This window comes from Streptomyces bicolor (assembly GCF_000719285.1).
In the GTDB taxonomy this organism is placed as follows: domain Bacteria; phylum Actinomycetota; class Actinomycetes; order Streptomycetales; family Streptomycetaceae; genus Streptomyces; species Streptomyces bicolor.
On record NZ_JOFS01000011.1, the window covers coordinates 77,293 to 102,569 of the forward strand.

Genomic DNA, 25,277 nt, shown 5'->3' on the forward strand with positions numbered 1-25,277 from the left:
CCTCATGGGGCCCGGGTAGCGGCTGCCGTGCCGCGTTTCGCCGTACGGGCGGCCGGGAACCCGGCGGCTGCGCCGATGTCGAGGGAGGAGAGCCGTGCCGTTCCGTGACCGTACCCACGCCGGACAGGAACTCGCCCTGCGGCTGGTCGAATGGGCCGACTCGGGCGACCTGCTCAATCTGCTCGTGCTGGCCATGCCCCCCGGCGGTGTGCCCGTCGCCGCGGAGGTGGCCCGCGCTCTGCACGCCCCGCTGGACGTGCTGGTAGCCCTCGAGATCAGCACCCCGATCCGGCCGCGGACGGCGATCGGCGCCGTCGTCGCCGACGATCCGCCGCTGTACGACCGGCAGAGCCTGGCCATGATGCATCTGTCCGAGGACCGGCTCGGTGATGTCGTGGCGCGCGAACGCAACGAGCTGCACCGCCGCGAGTACGTCTACCGTGGCCGCCGCCCGTTGCCCTCCGTCAACGGCCGTACCGTCGTCCTCGTCGACGACGGCCTGGCGACCGGCCTGACCGCGACGGCGGCGCTGCGGTACCTGCGCCGCCATGGCCCGGCCCGGCTGATCATGGCGGTCCCCGTCGGCAGCCCGCGGACCACGGCCGCCATCGGCCGCGAGTGCGACGACGTGGTGTGCCTCGAGCAGCCGCCGTCACTGCACACGGTCGGTGAGTGGTACGAGGACTTCGGCCAGGTCTCCGACACGCGGATCACGAACACGCTGCAGAGGTTCCACGCCACGGCGTGACACGGGCCGGCCATGTCGCGGGTTCGGCGCCGCGACTTCGGCTCGTCAACTCGTCCCGCAGGCCAACACCCGTCAATCGCGGCTGCGCCTCCTCAGCTCGCCCACGCCAACAGCCGCTGCCCCGTCTCGGGCTTCCGCAGCCGCGCCAGCGACTGCTTCTCCAGCTGCCGTACGCGCTCACGCGTGAGGCCCACATGCCGCGCGACCTGTTCGAGGGTGCGCTGCTCCCCGTCGTGCAGGCCGTACCGGAGGCTGAGGATCATGGCCTCGCGGGGTGCGAGCGTGCCGATGGCCTTCCTGAGGTCCGCCGCGAGCGCCTGGTACTCGGCGACGTCCGCGGCCTGCAGCACCTCGGTGTCGGGGATGAGGCCACCGACCACGGTCTCACCGGTCTCGTCGACCGGCGTGTCCAGGCTGACCTCCTGGCGTCCGACGCGGCGCAGCCATTCGACGCGCTCCTCGGCGAAGCCGCTGTCCCGGGCGACCTCCTCGGCGGTGGGTTCGCGCCCCAGGTCGTGCCGCAGACGCCGCTCGGCCTTGGCGAGCTTGCGCAGTTCCTCCACGACGTGCATCGGCAGCCGCACGGCGCGGGCCTGCTGGGCCAGGCCGCGTTCGATCGACTGGCGGATCCACCAGACCGCGTAGGTGGAGAACTTGAAGCCCTTGGTGTGGTCGAACTTCTCCACGGCCCGGATCAGCCCGAGGTTGCCCTCCTGGATGACGTCGAGCAGGGGCACGCCGCGGTGGGCGTGCCGCTTGGCCATCGCCACCACGAGGCGGAGGTTGGCGCGGATCATGTGGTCCTTGGCCGCCTGGCCGTCCCGCATGGCCGCGTCCAGTTCCCGGCGCCGCTCCGGCGGCAGGTCACGCGCGTCGGCGTCGGCCTGCCGCAGTTCCTCGACCGCCCGTACTCCCGTCTCGATGCGCTGGGCCAACCGCGTCTCGTCCTGCGCGGTGAGCAAGGGGGTCGCCGCGATCCGAGCCAGGTACTGGCCGAGCAGATCCGGTTCCTCGTCGGGCTCGGGGACCCGGCCGCGCGAGCGTGCGATCCGGGTGGAGGCACGGCGGCTCACCCTGGGATCCATCGCCGGTGTCTGTTTCAGGGGAGGCATCCGCACGGCCCTCCGTCCCGGTTGCTTCACACTCTGCAGTGCTCGCCGGGTACCCGAGCTCTCCGCGGCGAACCGCGGGGGCCTCCCGCGTGCCATGGTGGACCCATGCCCATCGAAGTTCGTCCGGCTTCCGTCTTCGAAGACGTCCGTGCGGTGATCGGCCCGAAGTCGCCCACGGCAAACGTCTGTTGGTGCCTGAGCTACCGGATCCCGTCCAAGCTCAACAACGAGCTGCGCGGGCCGGCCCGCGGCGAGTACGTCGCCGAGCTGTGCCGGGCCGATCCCCCTCCGGGCGTGCTCGCCTACGACGGGGACGAGCCGGTCGGCTGGGCCGCCGTGGCGCCGCGCTCGGCCACGTCCTTCGCACGCAACCGCAAGATCCCGCACGTCGACGACCGGCCGGTCTGGTCGCTGTGGTGCATCCGGGTGCGACCCGGCCACCGGAAGCAGGGGATCACCCACGCCCTCATCGCCGGTGCGGTCGAGTTCGCCCGTGCCGAGGGGGCACCGGTGATCGAGGCGTACCCGCTCGACAACGGTGACGCCCGGGTCGACCTGACGATGGCGTACGCCGGGCTCCGGAAGAACTTCGAACGCGCCGGGTTCGTCCACGCCGCCGACACCACCTCGGTGCTCGCCGGTCATCCGCGGATCCTGATGCGGCTCGACCTGCGCTGACGCACCGCCCTCGGCGGGCTCAGTGAACGGAGAACCCGCCGTCGACGAAGATCGCCTGCCCCGTGACGTAGGCGGAGGCACGGCTCGCCAGGAACACGGCCGCACCGGCGAAGTCCTCGGCGAGGCCGTTGCGCCCGACCATCGTCCGTGCCGCCAGCGCGGCCACCTTCTCGGGGTCGGACGACAGGCGCGCGTTGAGCGGCGTCATGACGAAGCCCGGCACGAGCGTGTTGCAGGTGACACCGTACGGCGACCATGCCTCGGCCTGGGACCGGGCCAGCGACTCCAGCGCGCCCTTGGAGACGCCGTAGGCGCCACTCTGGACGAACGCCCGGTGCGCCTGCTGGGAGGTGATGTGGATGATCCGGCCGAAGCCCCGTTCGGCCATGCCGGGCCCGAACCGCTGCCCCAGCAGGTAGGGCGCCTCCAGGTTCACGGCCATCGTCGTGTCCCACACGTTCTCGCCCAGCTCGGCCATCGGGGGACGCAGGTTGATCCCGGCGCTGTTGACGAGGATGTCGGGCTCGCCGAACGCCCCGGCCGCCTCCTCGGCCGCCGCGCGCACGTTGTCGCGTGTGCCCAGGTCGGCGCTCACCCAGGCGGCCCGGCAGCCGTGGGCCTCCAACTCGCCGACCGTCGCGGCCAGCTCGGCCTCCTTGCGTGCCACGACCACAACACTCGCTCCCGCGCGGGCGAGGGCCTCGGCGACGGCCCGGCCGATGCCGGAGCTACCGCCGGTCACCACGGCGACGCGGCCTTCCAGTGAGAACAGGTCCGACAGATACGCCTGCGATGTCATGCCCGCACACTAGGCCGCTCTCGCCCGGCGGCAGCGCCCGGGCCCCGTCCGGCCCGAGCGCCTGCCCGGTGCGCGCATGGTAGAGGAGCGGCCGATGTCCATGCTGTTGACCGTCGACGCCCAGGAGCACGGACTGGTCGGCGACGGCACGACCAACGACCGACCGGCGCTCGCGAAGCTGGTGGACACGCTGGGGGCGGCCTGCGAGGCGGACGGCCAACCGCGCGTCATCCGCGTGCCGCCCGGCCGCTACGTGATCCGCGACCAGGGCGTCGTGTGGCGCAGCGGCGTGTCGCTGATCGGCGCCGACCGGGGCGCCACCTGCTTCGTCCTGTGCAATCCCGATGCCCCGACGACACCGGTCCCGCCGGCTTCGAGATCGACGGCTCGGGCGTGGTGACGCGGCATCGTCACGGGCTGCGTGATCGACGGAAACGTGCGCGACGGCATCGGGGCGGCAACACCCCCGGTCCCTACGCCTTCCGGGGCAACCGCATCAGCGACAACGGCCGCTACGGCTACTGGGAGCACAACCTCGCCGGCGGCGGCCAGGAGCCGGTCGCGAACCTCGTGCTGGAATCCAACGACATCCGGGACAACGCCCTGGACGGCATCCGTGTCGGCAGGCAGAGCGCCGTCGTCACGTTCAACACATCAACCCGGCTGGCCCTGGCCCTCGTGCGCCCGGGCGCGGGCACGGCCTGGACCGACGGCACACCCGGGGCGGGCTCGGCGTACCGGCTGCCGGACTCCTCCGGTCCGGCAGCCGGAGTCACGATCGCCGCAGCGGTCAGCGGAGCGCAGGTGAGTGACAACCGGGCCTGGGACGACCAGCGGCCCGGGACGCAGACGCACGGCTTCTCGTGCGTCTGCGGCGCCGTCGTGGCTGGGTACCCGTTCCTCCACCCGTCAGCGGCGCTGCGGTAGGGGCTCCCGGGGTTCGAGGCGCAGGTGGGCGCCCTGGCGTCGTAGCGCCCGTTGGACGAGGTGATACGGCACCTCGCGGGGACTGCGGTCGAGGCGGACGGCCAGTGCGGCGCAGACCCCGGCCGCCTGGCCGGTCGCCATCGAGATGGGCATGACGCGGTAGGACGAGTGCGCCACGTGCGAGCCGGAGATGCAGCGCCCGGCGACGAGCAGGCGGTCGGTGTCCCGGGGCAGCAGGCAGCGCAGGGGGATGTCGTAGAAGTGCCCGCGCGGGACGCGTTTGAGGACGGTGCCGCTGCCCCTCGGGTTGTGGATGTCGACGGGGTAGGCGCCGTGGGCGACGGCGTCCGGGAAGGCGCGCGCCGCGAGGATGTCGTGGCCGGTGAGGTGGTAATCGCCGAGGATGCGGCGGGTCTCCCGTACGCCGATCTGGACGCCGCTCTGTGCCACGTACGACTTCGTGAATCCGGGCACCTTCCGCTGCAGGAAGCGGCCGATCTGCTCCATCTGGCGGCGTGCGACGTACTCGGCGCGGCTGAGGTCCCACACGTCGGTGCCGAGGGCGCGGGTGACCCGGGTGCTGTTGACGCTGACCTCGCCGGGGTGCGGGGTGCCGAAGAACAGGATGTCCTCGCGGGGCAGGCGCAGTCCGCCCGCCTCGGTGGCCTCCTGGACGAGGTCCCACAGGCCGTGCACGCCCCGCCACTGGTCGGGATGCTCGCTGACGTACTCGGAGAACTGCGGTTGCAGGAAGTCGACGACACGGAACATCAGCGTCATCGGCTGCACGAGCCCGTCCTCGGGCCTGCCGATCTCGTACGGCGCCCCGCAGGCGGCGGCGATGTCGCCGTCCCCGGTGCCGTCGACGACAACACCGGCGTCTATCACCACAGGGCCCGACTTGGTCTCGAAGACGACCCGCCAGCCGTCGTCGAGGGGCAGCGCGGTGGAGGCGAAGGAATGGAACAGCATGCGCACGCCCGCCTGGTCCATCAGGTCGAGGAGCACGAGCTTGTAGATCTCCGGGTCGAAGGGCACCGTGTAGCCGGTGTCGGGGGACGGCGGGATGCAGCCGCCGCGTGCGGTGAGCCGGTCCAGCAGGAGCCAGAGGAATCCGGCCACCACCGGTTCGCCCTCGCCGTGGTCCGTCGGCAGCAGCCGGGCGTCGTGTCCGGCCTCGTCGAACACCGCCTGTTTCTGCTCGTTGTGGAACGACATCAGCGGCATCACCAGCGCCACCGTGGCGTTGCCGCCGAGGAAGCCGTAGCGCTCCACGAGGACGACATCGGCACCGGCGTCGGCCGCCGCGTAGGCGGCCGCGGTGCCGGCCGGGCCGCCGCCGACGACCAGGACGTCCGTACGGCCGCCGTGGCGGGCCGCCCGTGGAGGCAGGGTGACGGTGCGCGCGGGGCGCGGAGGTTCCAGGATCGGCATCGCTTCTCCCGTCGACGGGTGTCGTCCCTCAGGTCGGCTGTCCGGGAGCCCGGGTCAGGATCAGGTTCGCGTCCTGCGCCGGCCGTTCGTCGCGCGCGCCGCCGTCGATGGAGTCCAGCAGGTCTCCGCAACGGGCGCACGTGTCCCGGGCCAGGGACCGCAGTTCCTGTACCCGGGCGTTGAGGTTCTTCTGCCGCTGCGGGAACTCGTCCCAGAGCCGGTCCACCTCGGCGAGCAGGAGCCCAGCCTGTTCCCGTGCCACACCGACCAGCGCCGGTGCCCCCGTACGGCGGGCGAAGTCGAAGACCTTGCCGGAGTACGGCAGTGGCAGGACGGGCAGGCCGGCGAGCGCGGCGAAGATCACCACGTGCAGGCGCATGCCGACGACCATGTCCAGGTGGTTCATGAAGCCGAGGACCTCGCCGGGACTGTAGGAGTTGTTCAGGATGCGGCCCCGGTCGGGGGCGCTCATCCGGGACAGCACGCCGTGGGCGTGCCGGACGTCCTGGCGCTCCATGGGCACGAAGACCACCTGTGCGTCCAGGCGCCGGGCGAGGAAGTCGGCGACGTCGGCGAGCAGCGCGTGGTATCCGTCCTCGTCGAGTTTCTCCGCGGCCCGGCCGGGTTCGCGCACGGACATCCCGACCAGCCGGCCATCGGTCGGGAGGCTCTCCCGGCGCATCATCTCCTCGGTGAAGGGTTCCTGGGTGAGCATGAGCGCCGGGTCGGCGGTGACGGTGAGCTCGCACTCGACGCCGACCTCCTCCAGGACGAGCCGTGACTCCTCGTCGCGTACCACGACATCGGTCATCTGCGGCAGCACGGTGCGCACCGCCTCCCGGTCGTCCGCTTCGCGCAGCGGACCCGCGCCGACCGCGTAGGCGAAGGTGGGCACGCCGCGCTCGTGGGCCGCCTTCACCAGCCGCAGATAGCGCCGCGCCTCCCCGTCGTACAGGATCCCGCCGCCGCCCAGCACGAGCAGGTCCAGTCCGGCCAGGGCGTCGAGGACGGGCCTTTGCGGGACGCCCTCCCAGTCGACCACCTCGTCGGCCTGGGGCTGGTGGCTTCGGGTGTGGTCGGCGTTGCGGCTGAAGACCACGAGCCGGGCCTGCGGCCGGTGGGCGCGCAGGCAGCTCAGCACACACATCAAAATCGCTTCGTCACCGATGTTGCACCCGCCGTACGAGCCGAGCAGGCCGATCCGCAGATCCGGCGTGACGGGCGACGGCTGCTGGTTGATCGTCATCCGGAACTCCCGTTCGAAGGAGGCGGGCGGTGCCCACGAGGCTTTTCCGGTGGCCGCCGGTCCGGCACGGCGGCGGGATACGGGCCGAGGGCTGTGCCCGTAGGGACAGTATGGGTGCTCGCGCACCGCCCGTCCTTTCCGCCGCCGAGCCGTGCCAGGGCCTGACGGGTACCCGCCGTGCGGCGGCAACGCATGCAGGCGGCACCGTGTCACCGGTGGGCGAGGGGGTACCCGTTCCTGCGCTCGACATGCCGGGTCCCTCCCCCGCCCCCGGGGAGGGCAGGCCGACCGTCCCGTGCGCAGGAGGGACCACGATGAGCGTGAGCCACCACACCCCGTCGCAGGCCGAGGGCGAGCGCGAGGACGCCGAGACCCCTTGGGCGCATCACCCTGCTCCGGAGTACACGACGCCCTCCCAGGCGGAGGGCGAGCGCGACGACGCCGCCGAAACCGACCAGGGCGTCGACGGGCCCGACAGGAAGGCCTGACGGCGTCGGCACCGCTGTCATCCGACGTACCTGCGGGCCGGCGACGAACGCCGTGCGCGCTGCAGTGCCGTAAGCCTGCCCTCGATCTCCGGCGGCACCGGGTCGCGCTGCCGCAGCACCCACGGCAGGCCGGCCGCCGCGCGGGCGAAGGCCCGGGCGGAGGCCATGTCGTGCGGGACCGTGGCCATCAGGTGGGCCGTCTGCCGCAGGGCCGGCAGCAGCGGGCGGCGCAGCCAGGTGAACCAGAGCGTGTTGCGCAGCCCCACGACCCTGCGTGCCGTGCTGTCCCTCAGCACGGACGCCCGGTGATGGACGGTCAGTTCCTCGGCATAGCTCAGCCACCAGCCCTGCCGCTGCAGATCGGTGGCCAGGAGTTCCTCCTCGCCGCCGAGCCACAGGCCCGGATGGAAGCCGCCCCCGGCCCGGAAGGCGTCAGTGCGCATCACGGTGGCCGCCGCGAGGAAGGAGCCCAGGGCCGGGCCCGGCAACCAGTCGGGCCCCGTCAGCGGGGACTCCCGGAGTTCCGGCACGACGGGATCCTCCGTGCCGTCCGGCTCCACGAGGATGCGGGCGGTGACCGAGGCGAGTCCCGGCCGCTCGTCGAGTAGGTCCGCCGCCCGGCGCAGGCTGCCCGGTTCCCACCAGGTGTCGTCGTCGCAGAAGGCCACGTAGCGGGTACGGATCCGGCGCACGGCCAGGTTGCGTCCGATCGCGCCCAGGTTGCGGCCGGGCCGCAGCAGCACGACGTCGGGGAAGTCGCTCCGGACCGCTTCGGCGGTTCCGTCGGTCGAGGCGTTGTCGGTGACGATGACCTGTGGCCGCTCGGGCAGCTCCCGCAGGAGCCGGAGCGTGTGCAGGAGTTCCGCGCACCGGTTGTGGGTGATCACCACCACCGTCGTACGGCCGTCCGGGACGGCGGGCGCCGGGTCGCCTGTGCTCATGCGGGCCTGCCTCCCTGCTCCGGTGTGTCCGTGTCCAGCAACCGGGCCGCCTGCTCGACGTGGGCCGGCAGGCACCTGCGCCGGGCGACGGCGGCGGGCCACCGTTCGAGCACCTCGCGCAGCGCCCGGCGGGCGCCGGGCTCACCGGCGACGGCCGAGGTCACGAGGCGCGCGCTGGCCCGCAGGGCCACCGGGAGCGGGCGGCGCAGCCACAGGGTCAGCACTTCGTTGCGCCGCACCAGATGGTTGCGGCCGTCGCGGCCTCCGGGCTCGGGAAGGTGACGGGCCGTCAGTGAGGGTTCGTAGGTCACGCCCCAGCCGGCGGCCGTGATGTCGTAGGCGAGCAGGGTCTCCTCCCCGCCGAAGAAGAGCAGCGGGTGGTAGCCGCCCGCCCTGAGGAAGGCGTCCCGGCGCACCACGCAGGCGCAGCCCAGGAAACCGAGCACCGGACGGCCGGGCAGGTCGGGCTCGTGCGGCAGGGGCGAGGCCGCGAGCACCGCGTTGAGCGGGTCCTCGGCCCGGTCGGGGCCGACGAGTGTGCGGGCGGCGAGCAGGCCGAGCCGAGGATGCGCGTCGAGCAGGTCGGCCGCCTGCCGCAGCGCACCGGGGGTCCACCAGGAGTCGTCGTCGCTGAACGCGACGTAAGGCGTGTCCGCGTGCCGCACGGCGAGATTGCGGCCGAGCGCACCGGTGTTCTCGTCGGGCCTGAGGAGCCGGACTGCCGCCGCATGCCGGCGCATGGCGGCGCAGGTCGCGTCGTCCGACCCGTTGTCCACGACGATCACGCGCGGCCGCTCGGGCAGGGCGGCCAGGGCGTCCAGGGTGCGCAGCACACTCGCGGGGCGGTCGCGGGTGATCACCGCGACCGTGACGCGCCCGTCGGGGCCGTCCGCACGAACCGGCGGCGCGTCAAGAGCGGACTGATGTGCCACGAACGTCATCTCCTCTCCTTGGCTGCGTGGTCGGCTGCTCGGCCCGCAGCAGTCTTTGTGCGGCGGCGACGACCTCTTCGTCGCCGATCCGCAGCAACTGCGGGTCGGGGACCGCCCCGTGCGGATCGCCCGGTGGGCCGGGCTTCCACAGGGCGATATGGCGCTCGGCGCGCGGTGGTCCCCACTGGCTGGGAGAGACCGGGCCGAAGAGGGTCAGGGACGGCGTGCCGTGGGCCACCGCGAGATGCGCCAGGCCGGTGTCGCCGCTGATCAGGAGCGCCGCATGAGCGACGAGCGCCGACAGCTCCCCGAACGGCAGCCCGCCGCGCAGCAGGTCGCCCGGGGGCAGACCGGCGCGTTCGGCGACGTCCAGGACCAGCGCGTCCTCCGCGGGTCCGCCGCTGACGACGACGCGACGGCCGAATGCTCGAAGCCGCCGTACGACGACGGCGTACCGCTCGGCCGGCCAGCGGCGGGAGGCGGACTCGGCGCCCGGATGGACGACGACGGCGCGCGGCGCCGGGGAGGGCGCGGCGGGCGGGGGCAGCCGTACGTCGTCGGGATCCGCGGGGATGCCGTAGGCCCCGAGGAAGCGGCACCATCGCACGCGCTCGTGCTCCTCGGGCCGCCACACCAGGGGCCGGACGCGGCCGTCATCCGGCTCGGCGTATGCCAGCAGCCGACGGGGTTCGAGGGCGGCCAGCGCGTCGCGGCTCTCGGGTCCGTTGCCGTGCAGGTCGACGGCGACGTCCGGCGGCGGCCCGGCCCAGTGGTCCAGGGACGGCACGGCACGGCCCGGTGCCTCGGCCGCCAGGACGCTGTCGACGGCTCCGGTGGCCAGGGCCGCCTCGCGGAGTGCGGGCGGAAGCGCCAGTACGACGTGATCCCGGGCGAAGGCCCGCCGCACGCCCCGTAGCGCGGGCACACCGGCCAGCAGATCGCCCAGGCCCAGCGCCCGCAGCACCAGTACGCGGCGCCGCCCGGGCGGATCGCTCACCGTCGCCTCCTTCGGCTCGGCACGGGTCGGCCACCGGGGCCTCCGTCCGCTCGACGGGGGTCGTTCACCGTGGCCTCCGTCCGCCTCCGGCGACCTTCGGCCGTGTGCCCGTCGTCCGGGGGGCCAGGGCCGCTCGCTCGGCGATGCCCGTGGTGGAGCGGCCGTCGAGGTAGGGGAAGAGGACGACCTGGCCGCCCCAGCTCTCCACGAGCGGTGCCTCCGGCAGGCCGGCCAGGGCGTAGTCGCCTCCCTTGGCCCAGATGTGCGGGCGCAGCTCGCCGAGGAGCCGTTCCGGTGTGTCCTCGTCGAACACGGCGACCGCGTCGACGCACTCCAGTGCGCGCAGCACCCGGATCCGGTCCGCCTCCGGCACCAGTGGTCGGCCGTCGCCCTTGCGTCGGCGTACGGACGCGTCGGAGTTGACGCACACCACCAGGCAGTCGCCGGTGCGCCGGGCCGCCTGCAGCAGCGAGACATGGCCGGCGTGCAGCAGGTCGAAGCAGCCGCCGGCGGCCACGACGGTCCCGCCCGCGGCCCGCACCCGGGCGGCCGTGCGCAGGGCGTCGTTTGTGGGTTCGGCGTCGGAGGGCGGCCGGGCCGGTTCGGTCGGCGCGGTGTCCATGGCCAGGGACCGGACGCCCCCTTCGGCGACATAGCGGGTGGCGGCGTGGACGGCTTCCCGCACGGCCGTCTCGACGAGTTCGCCGTCGGCCAGGAGCCCGGCGGCGGTCGCCGCGAACCGGTCCCCGGCCCCGCATGCGTCGCCCTCGGCCGTGACCGGCGACGGCACCAGCAGCGGTGTCGCGCCGTGCGACAGCAGCGCGCCGCGCCCGCCGAGCGTCACCGCCACCGAGGCCACCCGCCACGCTTGGACGAGCCGTCCGGCGTCCTGCGCCGCGGTGTGCAGCTCGCTGCTGTGCTCGGCCTCCTCGGCATCGGCGGCGGCGCCCGCGAAGGCGTGTGCCTCGGCGGCGGAGGGCGTCGCCAGCCGGACCCCGGGTACCGGTGGCCGGCCACGGGGATGCGGATCCCAGGCGACGGGCACCCGCGTCGCGGCACCGGCCAGCGCCTCACGCAGCACCTCGGCGGTGCCCCGGCCGTAGTCGGCGACGAGCACGGCGCCGGCCTCGGCGACCGCCCGGACCGCCTCCCGCGTTGCCTCCCGGGCTCTTCCCTCGCCGTCGTCCAGGCGCAGCAGCGGGCGGCCGTCCGCGAGGACCCGGGTCTTGCTGGACAGGGCCCCGGTGAGCGGGAGTTCCACCAGCTCGACCCGGCCGGACAGGAGCCTGCGCAGGGTCGCGCTGTCCGGGTCGTCGCCCAGCGCGGTGACCAGGGTGACCGGGCGGCCGTCGGCCGCGGCGAGGCAGGCGGCCAGCGCCGCGCCACCGGCGCGGGTACTGTGCCGGGATCCGCTGACCACGGGTACGGGCGCGTCGGGGGCCAGCCGTTCGACCCGGCCGCAGACGTCGCGATCGAGCAGGGCGTCGCCGACGACCAGCAGCGGGGCCGGGGCGGTCATACGCCCTCCTCCTCCGTGAGGAACGCCCAGCGTTCCCGGGGCCGGTGCCGTCGCTCCACCGTGTCGGCCCGTTCGACGGCCGGGTGCCGCCGCTCCCATGCCGCCCGGCGTTCGACCGCCTGGTCGAAGGCCTCGCAGAGCATGTGGACGGCCACGAGGTGCAGCTCCTGCACCGTCGCGGAGGTCGCGGCCTCGACGCACAGGGCCTCGTCCGCGGCGCCCGCCAGCGGGTTGGGCGCGGGGCCGGTGAGCGCCAGCACGGTCATGCCGAGGCGGTGGGCCTCGCTCGCCGCGACGAGCAGGTTGGCGCTGGCGCCGCTGGTGGACAGCAGCGCCAGGACGTCCCCGGCGCGGCCGTGTGCCCCGACCTGCCGGGCGAAGATCTCCTGGACGCCGTAGTCGTTGGCGATGGCGGTGGTGGCGGACGTGTCGGCGTGCAGCGCGAGCGCGGAGAACGGCGGGCGGTCGTCCCGGTAGCGGCCGACCAGTTCGGCGGTGAGGTGCTGGGCCTGTGCCGCGCTGCCGCCGTTGCCCGCGACGAGAAGCCGGGCCCCCGTCCCGAGGCGGGCGGCGAGGGAGCTGCCCCAGCGCTGGACCACGGGCCCGGCGTAACCGCGGAATCCTTCGAGTGCCTTCATCAGGTCGTCGCAGTGCGTGACGTCGGTGGCGAGGTTCATCGGAGGGCTCCCGAGAGCGAGGGGACGGTGGAGACGGCGCTGTAGGCACCGGTGACGCCTTCGGCCACGCGGTCCCAGGTGTAGCGGGCGAGGACACGGCGACGCCCCTGGGCGCCGTAGCGGGCGAGCCGCTCCGGGTCGGCCAGCAGACGGCGGATGGTGCCGCTGATGTCGTGGTCGTCTTCGGCCGGGACCAGGACGCCCGTGACGCCGTCCACGACGGTGTCGAGCTGCCCGCCGACGGCGGTGGCGAGAACGGGCGCGCAGCAGGCCATGGCCTCGACCGGAACGATGCCGAACGGCTCGTAGCGGGGCAGGGACAGCACCAGGTCGGCGCTGGACATCAGCCCCGGCATCCGCTCGCGGCCCACCCCGCCCAGCAGTGTCACCCGGTCGGCGACGCCGCACTCGTCGGCGATGGCGCGCAGCCGCTCGGCCTCGGGCTCGGCGAGGAGCAGGGCGGGTTCGGGTCCGCCGGCGATGAGGAGTTCGGCGTCGGGGACGTCGGCCAGGGCGCGGATGGCGCGGTCGAAGCCCTTGCGGGGGACGAGCCGGCCGACGGCGAGCAGCCGCCGGGGCGCGGACCGTGGCCTGCGGATCCCCGCGACCGGCGCGAACCGGTCGGGATCCACACCGCAGGGGACGACGGAGATGTGCTGCCGTGACAGGCCCATGGCCTCGAGTTCGGCGACCTCGTCCTTGCAGGTGGCGATGATGCGGCTGCACTCCCGGCCGACGACGGTCTCGATCGCGATGCGGTCGCGCGGGCTCGTGTCGGCGGCGCCCTGGTAGCGCCTCTTGACGGTGCCGAGCGCGTGGTAGGTCTGCACGACGGGTACGCCGAGGCCGCGCGCCCCGGCCAGCGCCGCCCAGCCGGACATCCAGAAGTGGGCGTGCACCACGTCGGGTGGCTCCGCCGCCCACTCGCGGGCCAGGAAGTCGCCGAACTCCGGTATGTAGGGCGGGAGTTCGTCCTTGGGTATGGGTGCCGCCGGTCCTGCGGGGACATGGACGACCTGGAATCCGTCGGGTGTGGTGACCCGCTCCGGCAGCCGGGGGTCGTCACGCCGCGTGTACACGATGACCTCGTGTCCCCGGCGGACCAGTCGCCCGGCGAGGTGCGCCACGTAGACGTTCTGTCCGCCCGCGTCCGGCCCGCCGAGCGCGGCCAGCGGACTGGCGTGCTCGGAGACCATGGCGACAAGGCCGGCCGAGGGGTGGCTGGTGCTCATCGGGTGACCTCCTTGATCAGGCGCTCCCAGTCGTCCCGGAAGCGCCGCTCTCCGTAGCGGGCCTGTGCCGCGGCCCTGGCGGCCTCCCCTGTCAGCCGGGCGTCCACGGGATCCGCGAGGAATCCGCGCATGGCGTCCTGCAGCACCTCGAGCCGGTTGGACACCACTCCGGCTCCCTCCGGAACGGCCTCGCGCACTTCGGTGGTGTCCAGTGCCACGACGGGCATCCCCAGGAACATCGCCTCCAGCAGGGACAGCCCGAGCGACGTCCACCGGATGGGGTGGAGGTACATACGGCAGCGCGCCATCGCCGGGTGCAGCCTGCTCTGCGGCAGGTCCCGGCTGCGCAGGCGGTCCGGCGGAAGTCCGACATGGTCCGCGAGGCCTTCGGTGCGCATGCCGAAGACGTCCAGCGGCACCGCGCGGGCGAACGCGGGCAACAGGTCGGTTCCTGTCGTACGTCCGCGCCGTACCGGCTCGTTGACGACGACCGCGGCGCGCGGCTCCTCGCCGGTCCACAGGTGTCCGGGGTCGATGATCCCGTGCTCGATCACGGTGGTCGGCGCACGGCCGTTGTCCCACATCAGCCGGTTGAAGTGGGTGACGTGCACGAGGGGGACGTCGGACCGGTCGGCCAGCGGGTGCCGGGTGTCGACGGGCGTCTCGTGCGGGCTGTTGTGCTCGACGTACACGGCCGGTACGTCGATGCCGGGGCGGCGGCCGGTCCACCGCCGGGCCAGGTCGAGTTCGTGCGGCCGTTGCAGCACCATCAGGTCGATGTCGGTTCCGCGCAGCTCGGCGGGGCTCAACTCCCTTACGCTGGGCGGCCACTGCCAGGTCCTGGCCCGCCCCAGGCCGTCCGGGCCGCGGTCGGGCGTCACGGGGACGAGGAAGGTGTACGCGCCCTGGACGAACGACGTCAGCCAGGACCCGTGCACATGCCAGACAAGGATGTTCATGGGGACTCCCCCAGGAGTTTGTGCACCGCGGCCACGACGTCCTGGGCCGTGACCTCGTCGAGGCAGGGATGGCCGGGTACGGGACAGTGCCGGGCCCTGGTGTCCGCGCAGGGTGCGTGCTGGTCGCCGAGGAGCACGCCGGGTACGCCGTACGGTGCCCAGCGCTCCGCCGGGACCACGGGCGCGAACAGGGAGACGACCGGTGTGCCGACGGCGGCGGCGAGATGGGCGGGGCCGGTGTTGCCGCAGACCACGACGTCGGCCGTGCGCAGGATTCCGGCGAGTGTGCGCGGATCGGTCCGGCCGCCGAGGTCGACGGCGGTGTCGCCGCTGACCTTCCGGGTGAGGCCGGTCTCGTCGGGGCCTCCGGTGACGACGACCCGGTGTCCCGCGTCGGCGAGCAACTCGACGGTCTCGGCACAGCGTTCGGGACTCCAGGCCCGGGCGGCGGCACTGGCGCCGGGGTGGAGCACGACGTAGGGGCCGTTGCCGGTGAGCGCGATGGTGTCGGGCGGCGGCAGCACGCGCAGCCGGCCGTCGTCCCCGGGGGACGGCAGGAAGCCCATCGCGGCCGCGGTGTCCAGGGCGGCCTCGACCTCGTGCCGGCCGGGCAGCCGCCGGTGCCGTACGTCGAGGAGACGGCCGGGGTGGTCCACGCTGTCGGCGCCGATGCGCGGGACGCCGGCCAGGCGTAGCAACAGGGCGGTGGGCAGGGGGCTTTGGTGGAAGGAGGTGAGCACGAGCGCGGTGTCGAACGCCTCTTCCTTCAGGCGCCGTACGAGACCGTCGGGGTCTGCCTCCTGGACGGTGGGCGGGTCGAAGCCCTCCCACGGGGCCTCCCACACGATCACGTCGTCGACGCCGGGCAGGAGTCGCGCGGCGGGCTCGCCGCGGGGTCCGCACACCATCGTGACGTGGGAGGAGTGTGCCGCCACGGCCCGGACCGCGGGCCCGGCGAGCAGCACGTCGCCGAAGCTGTCGAGGCGTACGACCAGTGCTTTCACGGGCGATCACCCCGGGTCTCGGCGAGGATCCGCCGCACCGCCGTGAGCAGGTCGGGGGCCGTGCTCGGCGCGGCTTCGACCTCGCCCGGCAGCGTGGCCGCGTTGGGCACGAGCACACCCTGGGCGCCCGCGGCGTGCGCGGCCTGGATGTCGGCCGCGATGTCGCCGATCACCACGCACTGCGAGGGGGCCACACCCAGGCGTCGTGCGGCTTCGATGACGAGGCCCGGCCGAGGTTTGCGGCAGGGGCAGTCCGCCTCGGGGGCGTGCGGGCAGTAGACCCAGGTATTGAGTCCGCCGAGGAGTGTGTTCGCTCGGTCGTTGACGCGGCGTACGTCGGTTTCCGTGAGCAGTCCGCGGCCGATACCGGACTGGTTGCTGACCACGCCGGTCGCGACACCGGCGCCGCGCAGCAGCTCAACTGCCCGCCGGGCGCCGGGCAGTGGGCGGACGCGGGCGGGGTCGCCGTTGTAGGGGACGTCCTCGACGAGGGTGCCGTCGCGGTCGAAGAGGACGGCGGCGACGCGCGTGTGCTGACCGGTCCGCGGGTTCACGGCGTGCTCCTCAGGGCCGTCGCCCGCCGGTGGCGTATCAGGCCGTCGAGCCAGTGGCGTATCGCGAGCGGCGGGATGACCACGCTGGTGGCGACCATGGTGGTGATCTCCCGTGGGGTGCGCGGCCCGGGCCGGATGCGGGCCAGGGCGAACTCCGCCGTGCCCAGCGCCCACAGGGCGCCGGCGACACCGGCCGCGCGGGGCCGGCCGGCCAACGCGAGGGCGGGTGCCGTGAGCGCCATGGACGTCACGACGGCGTGCCGGGGCAGTCGGCCGCGCGGTGCCTGGGCGCGCGCCCACCAGTCGGGGCCGTGCAGCCGGGTCATCAGGGCGTCGTCCGCGTTGCCGCGCTGGGCCCGCACCGACACCCAGCGGTCGGCCTCCCGCACCGGGTGGCGTGTCGTACGCCCGCCCCGGTGCAGCGACCACCCGGCCTCGCGCACGCGCAGCGCCAGGTCGGCGTCCTCCCGGAAGGCCCGGCCGAAGCGCTCGTCGAAGCCCTGGACGTCCACCAGTGCCGCGGTCCGGTAGGCCATGTCGGCCGTGGCCCAGGCGGCGTGTTCCAGCCCGGCCGTGCCGCGTTCCCAATCGGTGGGACGGCGGTCCTCGGGCAGGGGCACGCGCAGGCGTCCCTGGATACCGCCCGTGGAGGCGCCGGCCGCACGGAGGTCGTCGGCCAGGCGGCGGGACCAGTCGGGCAGCACCTGGACGTCGTCGTCGAGGAAGACGGTCCAGGGCGTACGGACCGTGCGCCAGCCGGCGTTGCGGGCAGCCGCCGGACCGCGGCCCCCAGTGCGCAGGCTGCGGAGTCGTCCGCGCAGTTCGCCGGCGGCCTCCAAGGGCAGTTCGCCGCTGGGGTCGGGGCGGTCGTCGACCACGACGACCTCGTCGGGCGGGTGGCCGGTGGCCGCGGCGAGCGCGCGCAGGCAGTCGGCGAGGCAGGGCCGGCCGATCGTCGGGATGACGACGGAGTAGGCGGGCGCGTCGGTCATGCGAACACCTTCTTCCGCCGGATCGCGAACGGTCCGAGGGCGAGCAGGTCCACCGGCGCGGAGCCGAAGCATTCCAGGGCGTCGCGCGGATCGTCGACCATGGGCCGTCCGGCGGTGTTGAGGCTGGTGTTGACCACGACGGGCAGTCCGGTGAGGCGCTCGAATCCGTCGATCACGCGCGCGACCAGGGGTTCGTCCTGCCGGTCCACGGTCTGGATGCGGGCCGTGCCGTCCACGTGGACGACGGCCGGGATGCGGTCGCGCCACTCCTCGGCGACGTCGTGCACGAAGAGCATGTACGGGCTGGGCAGCGGCCCGTCGAAGAGCTCGGCGGCCCGCTCGGCCAGGACCATGGGGGCGACGGGGCGGAACTCCTCCCGGCCCTTGACCGCGTTGAGGCGCTCCAGGTTCGCCGCGCGGCCGGGATGGGCGAGCAGTGAGCGGTGGCCGAGGGCCCGGGGTCCGTATTCGCTGCGGCCCTGGAACCAGGCCACGATGCCGTCCCCGGCGAGTTCGGCGGCGACGGTCTCGGCGATGTCGTCGGGTTCCTCGTAGGGCACGGCCGCGCGTTCCAGCCAGGCGCGCAGCTCGTCGTCGCTCCAGCCGCGGCCGAGGGCGGCGGTCGGCATGGCCTCCACGGCTTCCTTCTGGTTCGCGACATGCAGCGCGGCGCCGAGTGCGGTGCCGGCGTCTCCGGCGGCGGGCTGCACCCAGACACGGCGGAAGGGTGTCTCCCGGTACAGCCGGGTGTTGGCCACGCAGTTGAGCGCCACTCCGCCCGCGAGCGTGAGCACGTCCTCACCGGTACGGTCGTGCAGCCACCGGGCGAGGCCGAGCAGGACCTCCTCCAGGCATGCCTGCGCGCTGGCGGCGATGTCGGCGTGGTCCCGCGTCCAGGCGCCACCCGGCAGGCGCGCCGGGACCAGCGTCCCCCAGGGGACGGGGCGGGCCCGGAATCCGCCGTGGTCGTCCAGGTGGACGTAGTGGCGCAGTTGGTCGAGGAAGCGGGGCTTTCCGTAGGAGGCGAGCGCCATCACCTTGAACTCGTCGCTGCTGCGCAGGAATCCGAGGTGCTGGGTGAGGTCCTCGTAGAACAGACCCATCGAGTCGGGCAGCGACTGCGAGCCCAGCACGGTGAGTTCGCGGTTCGCGTAGCGGCCGGCGAGGTGGGAGCCGCACTCGCCGCGCCCGTCCAGCACCAGCACGGCGCTGTCGGGATACGGGGCGGCCTGCCCGGCGGAGGCGGCGTGCGCCACGTGGTGGGCGACGAAGCGGACCTTGTCCGGGTCCAGTCCCGGCAGGGCCTCGGCGAGGAACTCGGGGGCGCGGCGTGCGTATTCCTGACGCAGATGGTCCCAGGGGTCGTACACGCCCAACTGTTCTGCTGGACGGGCGAGTCGGGGGTCGTACGAGTAGGCGACCGCGTCCAGGTCGGACGGGGTCAGACCGGCCCGCTCCAGGCACCATCGGGCGGACAGTTCGGGCAGTTCCCAGGCGGAGAAGGGGACGGGTCGCTTGCCGTGCTTGCGCCGGCTGAAGCGTTCCTCCTCCGCCGCTGCCACGATCCTGCCGTCCATGACGAGCGCTGCGGCGGGGTCGTGGAAGAGGGCGTTGATTCCCAGGACACGCATGCGTTGCCTCCGTGCGGCGTAGGGGAAGGGTGCTGTCTCGTCTACGGCGCCGGATCGGCCGCGGACTGCGCCGTGGCGAAGTAGGCGATGGTCTGCTTGATGCCTTCCTCCCAGGGCACGCGGGGCGTCCAGCCCAGCAGTTCACGCGCCAGGCCGGTGTCGGGGCGGCGGCGCTGCGGGTCGTCGGTGGGGCGGTCGACGTACACGATGCGGGAGGAGGATCCCGTCAGTTCGACCACGCGCTGGGCGATCTCGCGGACCGTGACCTCGTCGCTGCCGCCGATGTTGACGGGGCGGACCGAGTGGCTCGCCGCGACCAGCAGGACACCGTCGACCGTGTCGTCGACGTAGCACAGGGACCGCGTCTGACGGCCGTCACCCGCCACCGTCAGCGGTTCGCCGGCCAGTGCCTGACTGACGAAGGTGGGCACGGCGCGCCCGTCGTGGGCGCGCATGCGCGGGCCGTAGGTGTTGAACAGGCGGACGATGCCCGCGTTCGCGTCCCGCTCCCGCACATGAGCGGTGACCAGCGCCTCGGCGAACCGCTTGGACTCGTCGTACACACTGCGCGGGCCCACCGGATTGACGTTGCCCCAGTAGTCCTCGCGCTGCGGATGGCACAGGGGGTCGCCGTAGACCTCGGACGTCGAGGCGAGCAGAAAACGGGCTCCGTCACGCTCGGCCACGGCCAGTACGTTGCGGGTGCCCAGGCTGCCCACGTCGAGCGTCTCCAGGGGCAGCCGCAGGTAGTCGGCCGGTGACGCGGGGCACGCGAAGTGCAGGACCAGGTCGTACGGCCCCGGCAGTCGCTGTGGGGCGTCGGGCGCCGCGACGTCGCACTCGACGAACCGGAAGCCGCGCCGCCCTTCGAGCTGCGCGATGTTCTCGCGCGAGCCGGAGGACAGGTTGTCGGCGCAGTCGACTTCGACGTCTGAATTCAGCAGGCGCTCGCACAGATGACTGCCGAGGAAGCCGGCGCCGCCTGTCACCAGAGCGCGCTGCCATGTACATGACGAGAGAGCGTTCATGGGACTTCCTTCGTCCGCGCACGGAGGCGTCAGGCGGTCGGCGCCCGGCACGCGCGTACGGCGCGGCACAAGAGGGTTTTCCGGGAGCTGCGGAAAGCACTTACGGGCTTTCCCGGAGCTATGAGCGAGAGTGAAAGAACATGTCGGTGAGGTGCGCGGAGCGGCAGGACCGCCCTGGCGGGTCGCCAGTCCGGCGACGCTGTGACACGTAGTTCCCGTGCCAGTTGTTTTCACACGTTGATTCCCACTATGCGACGGTTCGCAGACAGTCGCGACTCCCCGTGTGAGCACGCCGACCGAGGGCACTCGGAGCCGCGGCGGATCCGTCCGGACCGCCGTTGACGGTGGAGGTGAAGGACATGGGTCATGGTGGGAACGTCATCGACGAGCTGGTGACCGATCACCGCGAGGTCGAGCAGCTCTTCGGCCGGATCGCGGGGCTCCCGACCGGCGACAAGGACCGCAAGGTGTACGCCGACCAGGCCACGATCGAGCTGGTCCGGCACTCGGTCGCCGAGGAGGCCTATCTGTACCCGGCCGTGCGGGAGCACGTGGCGGGTGGGGACGCCCTGGCCGACAAGGAGATAGACGATCACTCCAAGGCCGAGCAGATCATGAAGGACCTGGAGGGGTGCGACGCCGACGATCCCGAGTTCGACCGGCTCATCGGGACGCTGATGAACGAGATCCGCTCGCACATCGCCGACGAGGAGGAGAACCTCTTCCCCAAGCTGCGGGCGGCATGTTCCGCGAGCACCCTCGACGAGCTGGGCGACAAGGTGCGGCAGGCGAAGAAGATGGCACCGACCCGCCCGCACCCGTCCGCCCCGGACAAGCCGCCGGCCAACAAGCTGCTGGCCCCGGGTGTCGGCATGGTGGACCGCATGCGCGACGCGCTGACGGGACGCGGCAAGAAGGACTGACCCCCACCCGGGTGGACGGCCGTGCGGGCCGGCCGCCCGAGGGCTGTGAGCAACCACACTCGATCAACCAAATACGGGATTTTCCCGGGCAGTTGACCCCCGAACGGCGATGCGGCGCAGGGCAGGCGTCGTCGACTCGGGGGTCTGGTCTGTAACGATGGTCCGCGCCGTGACCGACTCGGTGGAACCCGCCGCGCAACGCAGCCGGTGATCCCGGTTCCCCGGTCCCTCCGCTGACTCCTCCTGGTTGTCGGGTACCCGCACTGTGTCTTCCACCACCCCTGCCCTGCCCCCGCCTGCGCCGAAAACCGCTTCCGTCCCGTCCAAGGGCGCGTCCCGCTCGCCCTGGCGGTCGCTGCGGTACCGCAGCATGCGCTGGTGGTCCGTCGCCAACTTCCTGTCGAACGCCGGCACGTGGATGCAGCTGACGGTGCAGAACCTGCTCGTCCTCGAGATCACCGGCTCCGCCGCGGCGACGGGTCTTTCGATGTCCGTCCAGGCCGCTCCCGCCCTGTTCATGAGCCTGCTGGGCGGCACGGCCGTGGACCGCTGGTCCCTGAAGCTGACGGCCGCCGTCAGTCAGGCACTCCTCGGCGCGGTCGCCTTCACCACGGCTGTACTGGTGGCGCTGGACCAGCTCGACATGACCTCCCTGATGGTGCTGGCCGCCGTGACCGGCATGATCGCCACCGTCGACGGACCGGCGTGCGCCCTGCTGGGCAACGATCTGGTTCCGGTGGAGGACGTCCCCTCCGCCATCGGCGTGGGCGCGCTGGTGCACAACGCGGGCCGGCTCGTGGGCACCGCACTGGCGGGTCTGACGGTCGGCTTCCTCGGCACGGCCGCCGCGTACGCCGCGAACGGTCTGTCGTTCCTCTTCGTGGCCTCGGTCATCCCGTTCCTGCGCCCGGCGCCCGGCGCGGTCCGCCACGCCACGCGGCTGCGCGCGGCTCCCGGACGCGAGCGCGGCAAGACGGATCCGGACATGACCGTGCGCCAGGGCCTGCTCTTCTTCGCGCGTCGGCCCCGCCTGGTCGCACTCGCCGCCGTCACCGGGCTCAGCTCGGTCTTCGGCCGCAACTACGGCCTCACCCTGGCCGTGCTCGTCACCGGGCCGCTCGCGGGCGGCGCGGGCGCCTTCGGCACCGTCTCCACGGTTCTCGCCGTCGGCGGCATCCTGGGCGCGGTCCTCGGCGCCCGGCTGCGGCGGCCCTCCGTCCGGCTCGTGGGCACGCTGGCGGCCGCGGGTGGTCTGCTGCAGGTGGCGGCGGGGCTGTCGCCGTCGCTGGCGGTGCTGCTCGTCATGGTCCTGCCGATGGCCGTCGTGGAGTCCGTGTCCGACACCGCCGGAACCGCCGTACTCCAGACCGACCCGCCCGCCCACCTGCGGGGACGTGTACTCGGCGTGTGGAGCAGCATCGGCACGGCCTGGGGCCTGGGCGGCCCGCCGGCACTCGGACTCCTCATGGAGCTGGCCGGGGCCCGCGGTGCCCTGGTGACGGGTGGGCTGATCATCGCGGTCACCATCGGAGCGGGCCTCGTCCTGCGGACCCGCCGGGTGCCGACGCCGGTGACCCTGCCGACCAAGGACGGGGACGTCACCGAGCGCGAGGCCCTCGGCACGGCCGCCTGACGGGGAGGCGCGACGCGGGCCTACTCTTCACCTGCTGAGTGCCGGCGAGCAGCGTGGCGACGCCCTCGGGCCGCCGCGATCTGCGCCGCGTCGGCGTGCAGGGCGCTGGGGGGTTTCTCCGCCCTGGGCCGTTCGTCGGGAGGTCGCTCGGGGCATGTGGCTGCGAGCGAGGCGGCCAGGGGCCGGCAGGCCGGTCGTGGGCACGAGCCGTACGGTCGCTGCTCGCGGCACGCCGGGCTGCACCGGCCGGGGATCCGTCCGTGGCGCGCCCGGGAGGCTCAGGCGATGAGCGCTTGCCCCGGGCCGAGGCGCTCTTGGAGCGCCACACGGTGCAGGGCCGCCACGGGGGCGAGCAGGTCGGGGTGGCGCAGCAGCGCCGCGGCCTGGCGGTCGCGGGTGTCGGGGGACACCAGGCGCCGGAACTCCACCGGCACGCCGGTCGTGTGGCCGCCGTCGGCGATCGCGGCGACCGCCAGCCGGGCCAGCTCGCCGTCGGTGAGCAGGCACGCCGCCCAGCTGGCCACGACCTCGTCGACCCAGGTGCGCCAGGCGAAGTCGTCCTCCGCGTCATGGACGGCCGCGTCCGCGCCGGTGATCCAGTCCAGACCGGCCGAGCCGCCGGGGCCGGCCATCCCGACGAGCGCGGCGTCCGTCGACGTCGGGTAGCGCAGCCATGCCGCGACGGTGACGGCCTGCCGGGCCTGCACCTCGCCCAGGGCAGCGGCCAGCGCGCCGCCGGACGCGGGGTAGGAACGTGTCAGCCACTGGGTGGTCGCCGCGATGAGCGGGGAGAGATCTGCGAGCACTGCCGAGCCGTCCGAAGTACGGGGATCCATCAGATGAACGGGGTTCATCAAAAGGTAGCCCGCCGCCCCACACCGCGAATACGCCTGCCGGCCGATGAGCGGCGTGGTCTGGCCCACACTGCGAGGCGACGGTTCAGCCCAGGGTCCGGTCCTCGGTGCCGACGGGCGGTACCCGCTCGGGCCGCGCGAGATGGTAGACGTGGAACGCCCGGCCGATGACCGGCTGTGCGACGTTGCGCACCTTCACACCACCGCTGGTCATGCCGTGCTCCGTGCCCAGGTGCGCGTGCCCGTGCACCGCGAGGTCGGCGCCCGCCGTGTCGATCGCCTCGGCCAGCAGGTAACTGCCGAGGAAGGGGTAGATCTCGGGAGGCTCACCGGCCAGCGTGTCCGGCACCGGGGAGAAGTGCGTGAGGGCGATGCGTACGTCACAGTCCTGCCCCTCCAGTTCCCGCAGGGAGGCCAGCAGGGTGTCGGCGCGCCGACGCGAGTACCGGACGAACTCCTTCATGACCGGCTCGCCGAACTCACCGGCACAGCGCCCCACGAATCCGCCGCCGAAACCCTTCGTGCCGGCCACGCCGATGCGCGCGTGGTCGTTGCCCACCACGGTCGCCTGCCCTTCGAGGACCTGCGCGCCCGCGTCCCGGAGCACGGCGCTGACCTCGTCGGGGCAGTCGGCGTGGTGATCGTGGTTGCCCAGGACCGCGACGACGGGGACCGCCAGGCCCTCGATCTCGCGCGCGACCACCCGCGCCTCCTCCGGGGTGCCGTGGCGGGTGAGGTCCCCGGCGAGCAGCAGGACGTCGGCGCAGTCGGGCAGGGTGTCGAACGAGGGACGGAGCAGGCCCTTGCTCTCGGGCCCCATGTGGATGTCCCCGACGGCCGCTATCCGGATCATTCGACCTCCTCGGCATGATCGGGCGCGGCGGTGTCCGCGACCACGATGTCGCAATGGACCGGGGTGCCCGGCAGCTCTTCGCGGGCCATGCGGAGGACGTCGTCACGACACTGCTCGGACGGTACGGTGCCGGTCAGCAGGACCGCCGCGCCGCGGATCTCGATCCGCACACCCAGCTCGCCGAGGTCCCCGGCGGCAAGGTGCTCGGCGAGATGGGCCACGCGGTAGTCCAGGTTCCCCCCTCCACCGGCGCCGGGCGCGGGCCTGGCGGCGTATTCGCTCATCGGGGCTCCTCCCGCGGGGCGATGACGTTCAGGCGTTCGAGAAGGAAGAAGAACGCGGCGGGCATCGGTTCGTCCCCGCAGGAGCCGCGCAGGTCCTCCCAGTCGACCTTCTCGCGCAGGGCGCGGGCGGTGGCGAGCGCCGGTCCGAAGTCGCAGTAGTGCTCGGAGAAGGCCTCGATCAGGCCCCGCATGAGATCCGTCGGCGGCAGGACGGGCATGTGCACGGAGTCGACCGGGACATCCTCGGCTCGGGCCAGCAGGTCCGTGGTAACGGGGCGGTGCGCCAGCTCGAAGAGGAAGTCGACGTCCTGCCCGAGGCACGTGGTCTTCATCAGCCAGTCCTCCGGCGGGGTACGGACCGTCAGGCCGGCCTCGGCCAGGGTGTCCGCCACCGCTTCGGCGTCGGAGCGGCATACGCAGAAGTCGGCGTCGTGCTGCAGATGACCGCTCCCGCCGTGCGCGTACACGGCGACGCTGCCGGCCAGGGCGAAGCGGTGCCCCTTGCGCTTCAACAGGGCGCCCACCTGTTTCGCCGCCTCGAGAATCGCCTGGCTGCGATCACGGGGCAGTTCCTGGTTGTTCCGCGGCTGCGATTCCCTCACCGAAGGCGGTGCCTCCGCGACCGGGCGCAGATCGGGAGACCCGGGTTGCCGAGTGGGCGTCGCACGCTCCCGGTTGCGCATCATGCCGACTCCGTTCGCCGTCCGGCCGTCCGGCGCGGGCCCCTGTCGGGCCCGGGCGGGCTCGGAAAACCCCCGAGTACCCGACCCGCCCGGTTTCGATACGGCGTGCCTTCGATACTCCAGGCCTTCGCACGGCGCGCTGTCGACGC

27 protein-coding genes are annotated in these 25,277 nt (G+C 73.4%); 7 read left to right on the top strand and 20 right to left on the bottom strand.

Features of this window, described 5'->3' with window-relative positions:
* The first annotated feature begins 94 nt into the window (after positions 1–94).
* Positions 95–748: a phosphoribosyltransferase gene (locus tag IF78_RS0117215; protein ID WP_031482258.1), complete on the top strand. Its 654-nt coding sequence runs from the start codon at positions 95–97 to the stop codon at positions 746–748.
* Between the two features lie 92 nt (positions 749–840).
* Here the strand turns inward: IF78_RS0117215 and IF78_RS0117220 are convergent, their stop codons facing one another.
* A complete protein-coding gene (locus IF78_RS0117220) occupies positions 841–1,860 on the bottom strand; it encodes a sigma-70 family RNA polymerase sigma factor (protein ID WP_031482260.1) in 1,020 nt (339 codons plus the stop codon).
* A gap of 105 nt (positions 1,861–1,965) precedes the next feature.
* On the opposite strand from IF78_RS0117220, the gene IF78_RS0117225 reads away from it, so the two are divergent.
* Positions 1,966–2,538, top strand: a complete 573-nt coding sequence (locus IF78_RS0117225; RefSeq protein WP_031482262.1) for a GNAT family N-acetyltransferase — start codon at positions 1,966–1,968, stop codon at positions 2,536–2,538.
* 19 nt (positions 2,539–2,557) lie between these two features.
* On the opposite strand, the gene IF78_RS0117230 is transcribed toward IF78_RS0117225, so the two are convergent.
* Positions 2,558–3,337, bottom strand: coding sequence for an SDR family NAD(P)-dependent oxidoreductase (locus IF78_RS0117230; RefSeq protein ID WP_031482264.1), 780 nt, complete (start codon positions 3,335–3,337; stop codon positions 2,558–2,560).
* A 94-nt stretch (positions 3,338–3,431) separates the two neighbouring features.
* Between IF78_RS0117230 and IF78_RS49715 the strand changes: the two genes are divergently transcribed.
* Positions 3,432–3,737 (top strand): glycosyl hydrolase family 28-related protein, encoded by a 306-nt coding sequence (locus IF78_RS49715; RefSeq protein ID WP_031482266.1) that lies wholly within the window; start codon positions 3,432–3,434, stop codon positions 3,735–3,737.
* Complete coding sequence (locus tag IF78_RS49720) at positions 3,731–4,264, top strand: right-handed parallel beta-helix repeat-containing protein (RefSeq protein ID WP_031482268.1); 534 nt, start codon at positions 3,731–3,733, stop codon at positions 4,262–4,264. Before IF78_RS49715 ends, IF78_RS49720 begins: the two co-directional genes overlap by 7 nt.
* On the opposite strand, the gene IF78_RS0117245 is transcribed toward IF78_RS49720, so the two are convergent.
* Together IF78_RS0117245 and IF78_RS0117250 are read right to left on the bottom strand one after the other, a co-directional pair.
* Positions 4,247–5,698 (bottom strand): FAD-dependent oxidoreductase, encoded by a 1,452-nt coding sequence (locus tag IF78_RS0117245; protein WP_031482270.1) that lies wholly within the window; start codon positions 5,696–5,698, stop codon positions 4,247–4,249. The genes IF78_RS49720 and IF78_RS0117245 overlap by 18 nt on opposite strands.
* 28 nt (positions 5,699–5,726) lie before the next feature.
* A complete protein-coding gene (locus IF78_RS0117250; protein ID WP_051827960.1) occupies positions 5,727–6,944 on the bottom strand; it encodes a polysaccharide pyruvyl transferase family protein in 1,218 nt (405 codons plus the stop codon).
* 314 nt (positions 6,945–7,258) lie between these two features.
* Here IF78_RS0117250 and IF78_RS48900 point away from each other — a divergent pair, with 314 nt between their 5' ends.
* Complete coding sequence (locus tag IF78_RS48900) at positions 7,259–7,432, top strand: hypothetical protein (protein WP_167348317.1); 174 nt, start codon at positions 7,259–7,261, stop codon at positions 7,430–7,432.
* A 17-nt stretch (positions 7,433–7,449) separates the two neighbouring features.
* On the opposite strand, the gene IF78_RS0117260 is transcribed toward IF78_RS48900, so the two are convergent.
* The 12 genes from IF78_RS0117260 to IF78_RS0117315 form a co-directional block, all read right to left on the bottom strand.
* Complete coding sequence (locus IF78_RS0117260) at positions 7,450–8,373, bottom strand: glycosyltransferase family 2 protein (RefSeq protein WP_031482274.1); 924 nt, start codon at positions 8,371–8,373, stop codon at positions 7,450–7,452.
* Entirely contained in the window at positions 8,370–9,314 is a 945-nt protein-coding gene (locus tag IF78_RS0117265; protein WP_051827962.1) for a glycosyltransferase family 2 protein, read from the bottom strand. Before IF78_RS0117265 ends, IF78_RS0117260 begins: the two co-directional genes overlap by 4 nt.
* A complete protein-coding gene (locus IF78_RS0117270; RefSeq protein WP_031482278.1) occupies positions 9,283–10,302 on the bottom strand; it encodes a glycosyltransferase family 9 protein in 1,020 nt (339 codons plus the stop codon). Before IF78_RS0117270 ends, IF78_RS0117265 begins: the two co-directional genes overlap by 32 nt.
* A 64-nt stretch (positions 10,303–10,366) precedes the next feature.
* Positions 10,367–11,821, bottom strand: a complete 1,455-nt coding sequence (gene rfaE2, locus IF78_RS0117275; RefSeq protein WP_037640685.1) for a D-glycero-beta-D-manno-heptose 1-phosphate adenylyltransferase — start codon at positions 11,819–11,821, stop codon at positions 10,367–10,369.
* On the bottom strand, positions 11,818–12,498 hold the full coding sequence (locus IF78_RS0117280; RefSeq protein ID WP_031482281.1) for a D-sedoheptulose-7-phosphate isomerase: 681 nt from the start codon (positions 12,496–12,498) through the stop codon (positions 11,818–11,820). Before IF78_RS0117280 ends, rfaE2 begins: the two co-directional genes overlap by 4 nt.
* Entirely contained in the window at positions 12,495–13,730 is a 1,236-nt protein-coding gene (locus IF78_RS0117285) for a glycosyltransferase (protein WP_031482283.1), read from the bottom strand. Before IF78_RS0117285 ends, IF78_RS0117280 begins: the two co-directional genes overlap by 4 nt.
* Complete coding sequence (locus IF78_RS0117290; RefSeq protein WP_031482285.1) at positions 13,727–14,689, bottom strand: glycosyltransferase; 963 nt, start codon at positions 14,687–14,689, stop codon at positions 13,727–13,729. The genes IF78_RS0117285 and IF78_RS0117290 overlap by 4 nt, the downstream gene beginning before the upstream one ends.
* The gene (locus tag IF78_RS0117295) at positions 14,686–15,693 is read right to left on the bottom strand and encodes a glycosyltransferase family 9 protein (protein ID WP_031482287.1); all 1,008 of its coding nucleotides are present in this window, start codon (positions 15,691–15,693) and stop codon (positions 14,686–14,688) included. Before IF78_RS0117295 ends, IF78_RS0117290 begins: the two co-directional genes overlap by 4 nt.
* Entirely contained in the window at positions 15,690–16,247 is a 558-nt protein-coding gene (locus IF78_RS0117300; RefSeq protein WP_037640689.1) for a D-glycero-alpha-D-manno-heptose-1,7-bisphosphate 7-phosphatase, read from the bottom strand. Before IF78_RS0117300 ends, IF78_RS0117295 begins: the two co-directional genes overlap by 4 nt.
* A complete protein-coding gene (locus IF78_RS0117305) occupies positions 16,244–17,239 on the bottom strand; it encodes a glycosyltransferase family 2 protein (protein ID WP_031482291.1) in 996 nt (331 codons plus the stop codon). The genes IF78_RS0117300 and IF78_RS0117305 overlap by 4 nt, the downstream gene beginning before the upstream one ends.
* Positions 17,236–18,870 carry a carbamoyltransferase family protein gene (locus IF78_RS0117310; RefSeq protein ID WP_031482293.1) on the bottom strand — a complete coding sequence of 545 codons (1,635 nt, stop codon included), beginning with the start codon at positions 18,868–18,870 and terminating at the stop codon, positions 17,236–17,238. The genes IF78_RS0117305 and IF78_RS0117310 overlap by 4 nt, the downstream gene beginning before the upstream one ends.
* 41 nt (positions 18,871–18,911) lie before the next feature.
* Positions 18,912–19,898 carry an NAD-dependent epimerase/dehydratase family protein gene (locus IF78_RS0117315; RefSeq protein WP_031482296.1) on the bottom strand — a complete coding sequence of 329 codons (987 nt, stop codon included), beginning with the start codon at positions 19,896–19,898 and terminating at the stop codon, positions 18,912–18,914.
* 359 nt (positions 19,899–20,257) lie between these two features.
* Between IF78_RS0117315 and IF78_RS0117320 the strand changes: the two genes are divergently transcribed.
* Both IF78_RS0117320 and IF78_RS0117330 read left to right on the top strand, forming a co-directional pair.
* The gene (locus IF78_RS0117320) at positions 20,258–20,821 is read left to right on the top strand and encodes a hemerythrin domain-containing protein (RefSeq protein ID WP_031482298.1); all 564 of its coding nucleotides are present in this window, start codon (positions 20,258–20,260) and stop codon (positions 20,819–20,821) included.
* A gap of 370 nt (positions 20,822–21,191) precedes the next feature.
* On the top strand, positions 21,192–22,454 hold the full coding sequence (locus tag IF78_RS0117330) for an MFS transporter (protein ID WP_031482303.1): 1,263 nt from the start codon (positions 21,192–21,194) through the stop codon (positions 22,452–22,454).
* A 278-nt stretch (positions 22,455–22,732) separates the two neighbouring features.
* Here the strand turns inward: IF78_RS0117330 and IF78_RS0117335 are convergent, their stop codons facing one another.
* The 4 genes from IF78_RS0117335 to IF78_RS0117350 form a co-directional block, all read right to left on the bottom strand.
* Positions 22,733–23,260 (bottom strand): hypothetical protein, encoded by a 528-nt coding sequence (locus IF78_RS0117335; RefSeq protein WP_031482305.1) that lies wholly within the window; start codon positions 23,258–23,260, stop codon positions 22,733–22,735.
* Positions 23,261–23,393: 133 nt separating this feature from the next.
* Complete coding sequence (locus tag IF78_RS0117340) at positions 23,394–24,161, bottom strand: metallophosphoesterase family protein (RefSeq protein WP_031482307.1); 768 nt, start codon at positions 24,159–24,161, stop codon at positions 23,394–23,396.
* Entirely contained in the window at positions 24,158–24,445 is a 288-nt protein-coding gene (locus IF78_RS0117345) for a BON domain-containing protein (RefSeq protein WP_031482309.1), read from the bottom strand. The genes IF78_RS0117340 and IF78_RS0117345 overlap by 4 nt, the downstream gene beginning before the upstream one ends.
* Positions 24,442–25,131 (bottom strand): hypothetical protein, encoded by a 690-nt coding sequence (locus IF78_RS0117350; protein ID WP_031482311.1) that lies wholly within the window; start codon positions 25,129–25,131, stop codon positions 24,442–24,444. The genes IF78_RS0117345 and IF78_RS0117350 overlap by 4 nt, the downstream gene beginning before the upstream one ends.
* Between the last annotated feature and the right edge of the window lie 146 nt (positions 25,132–25,277).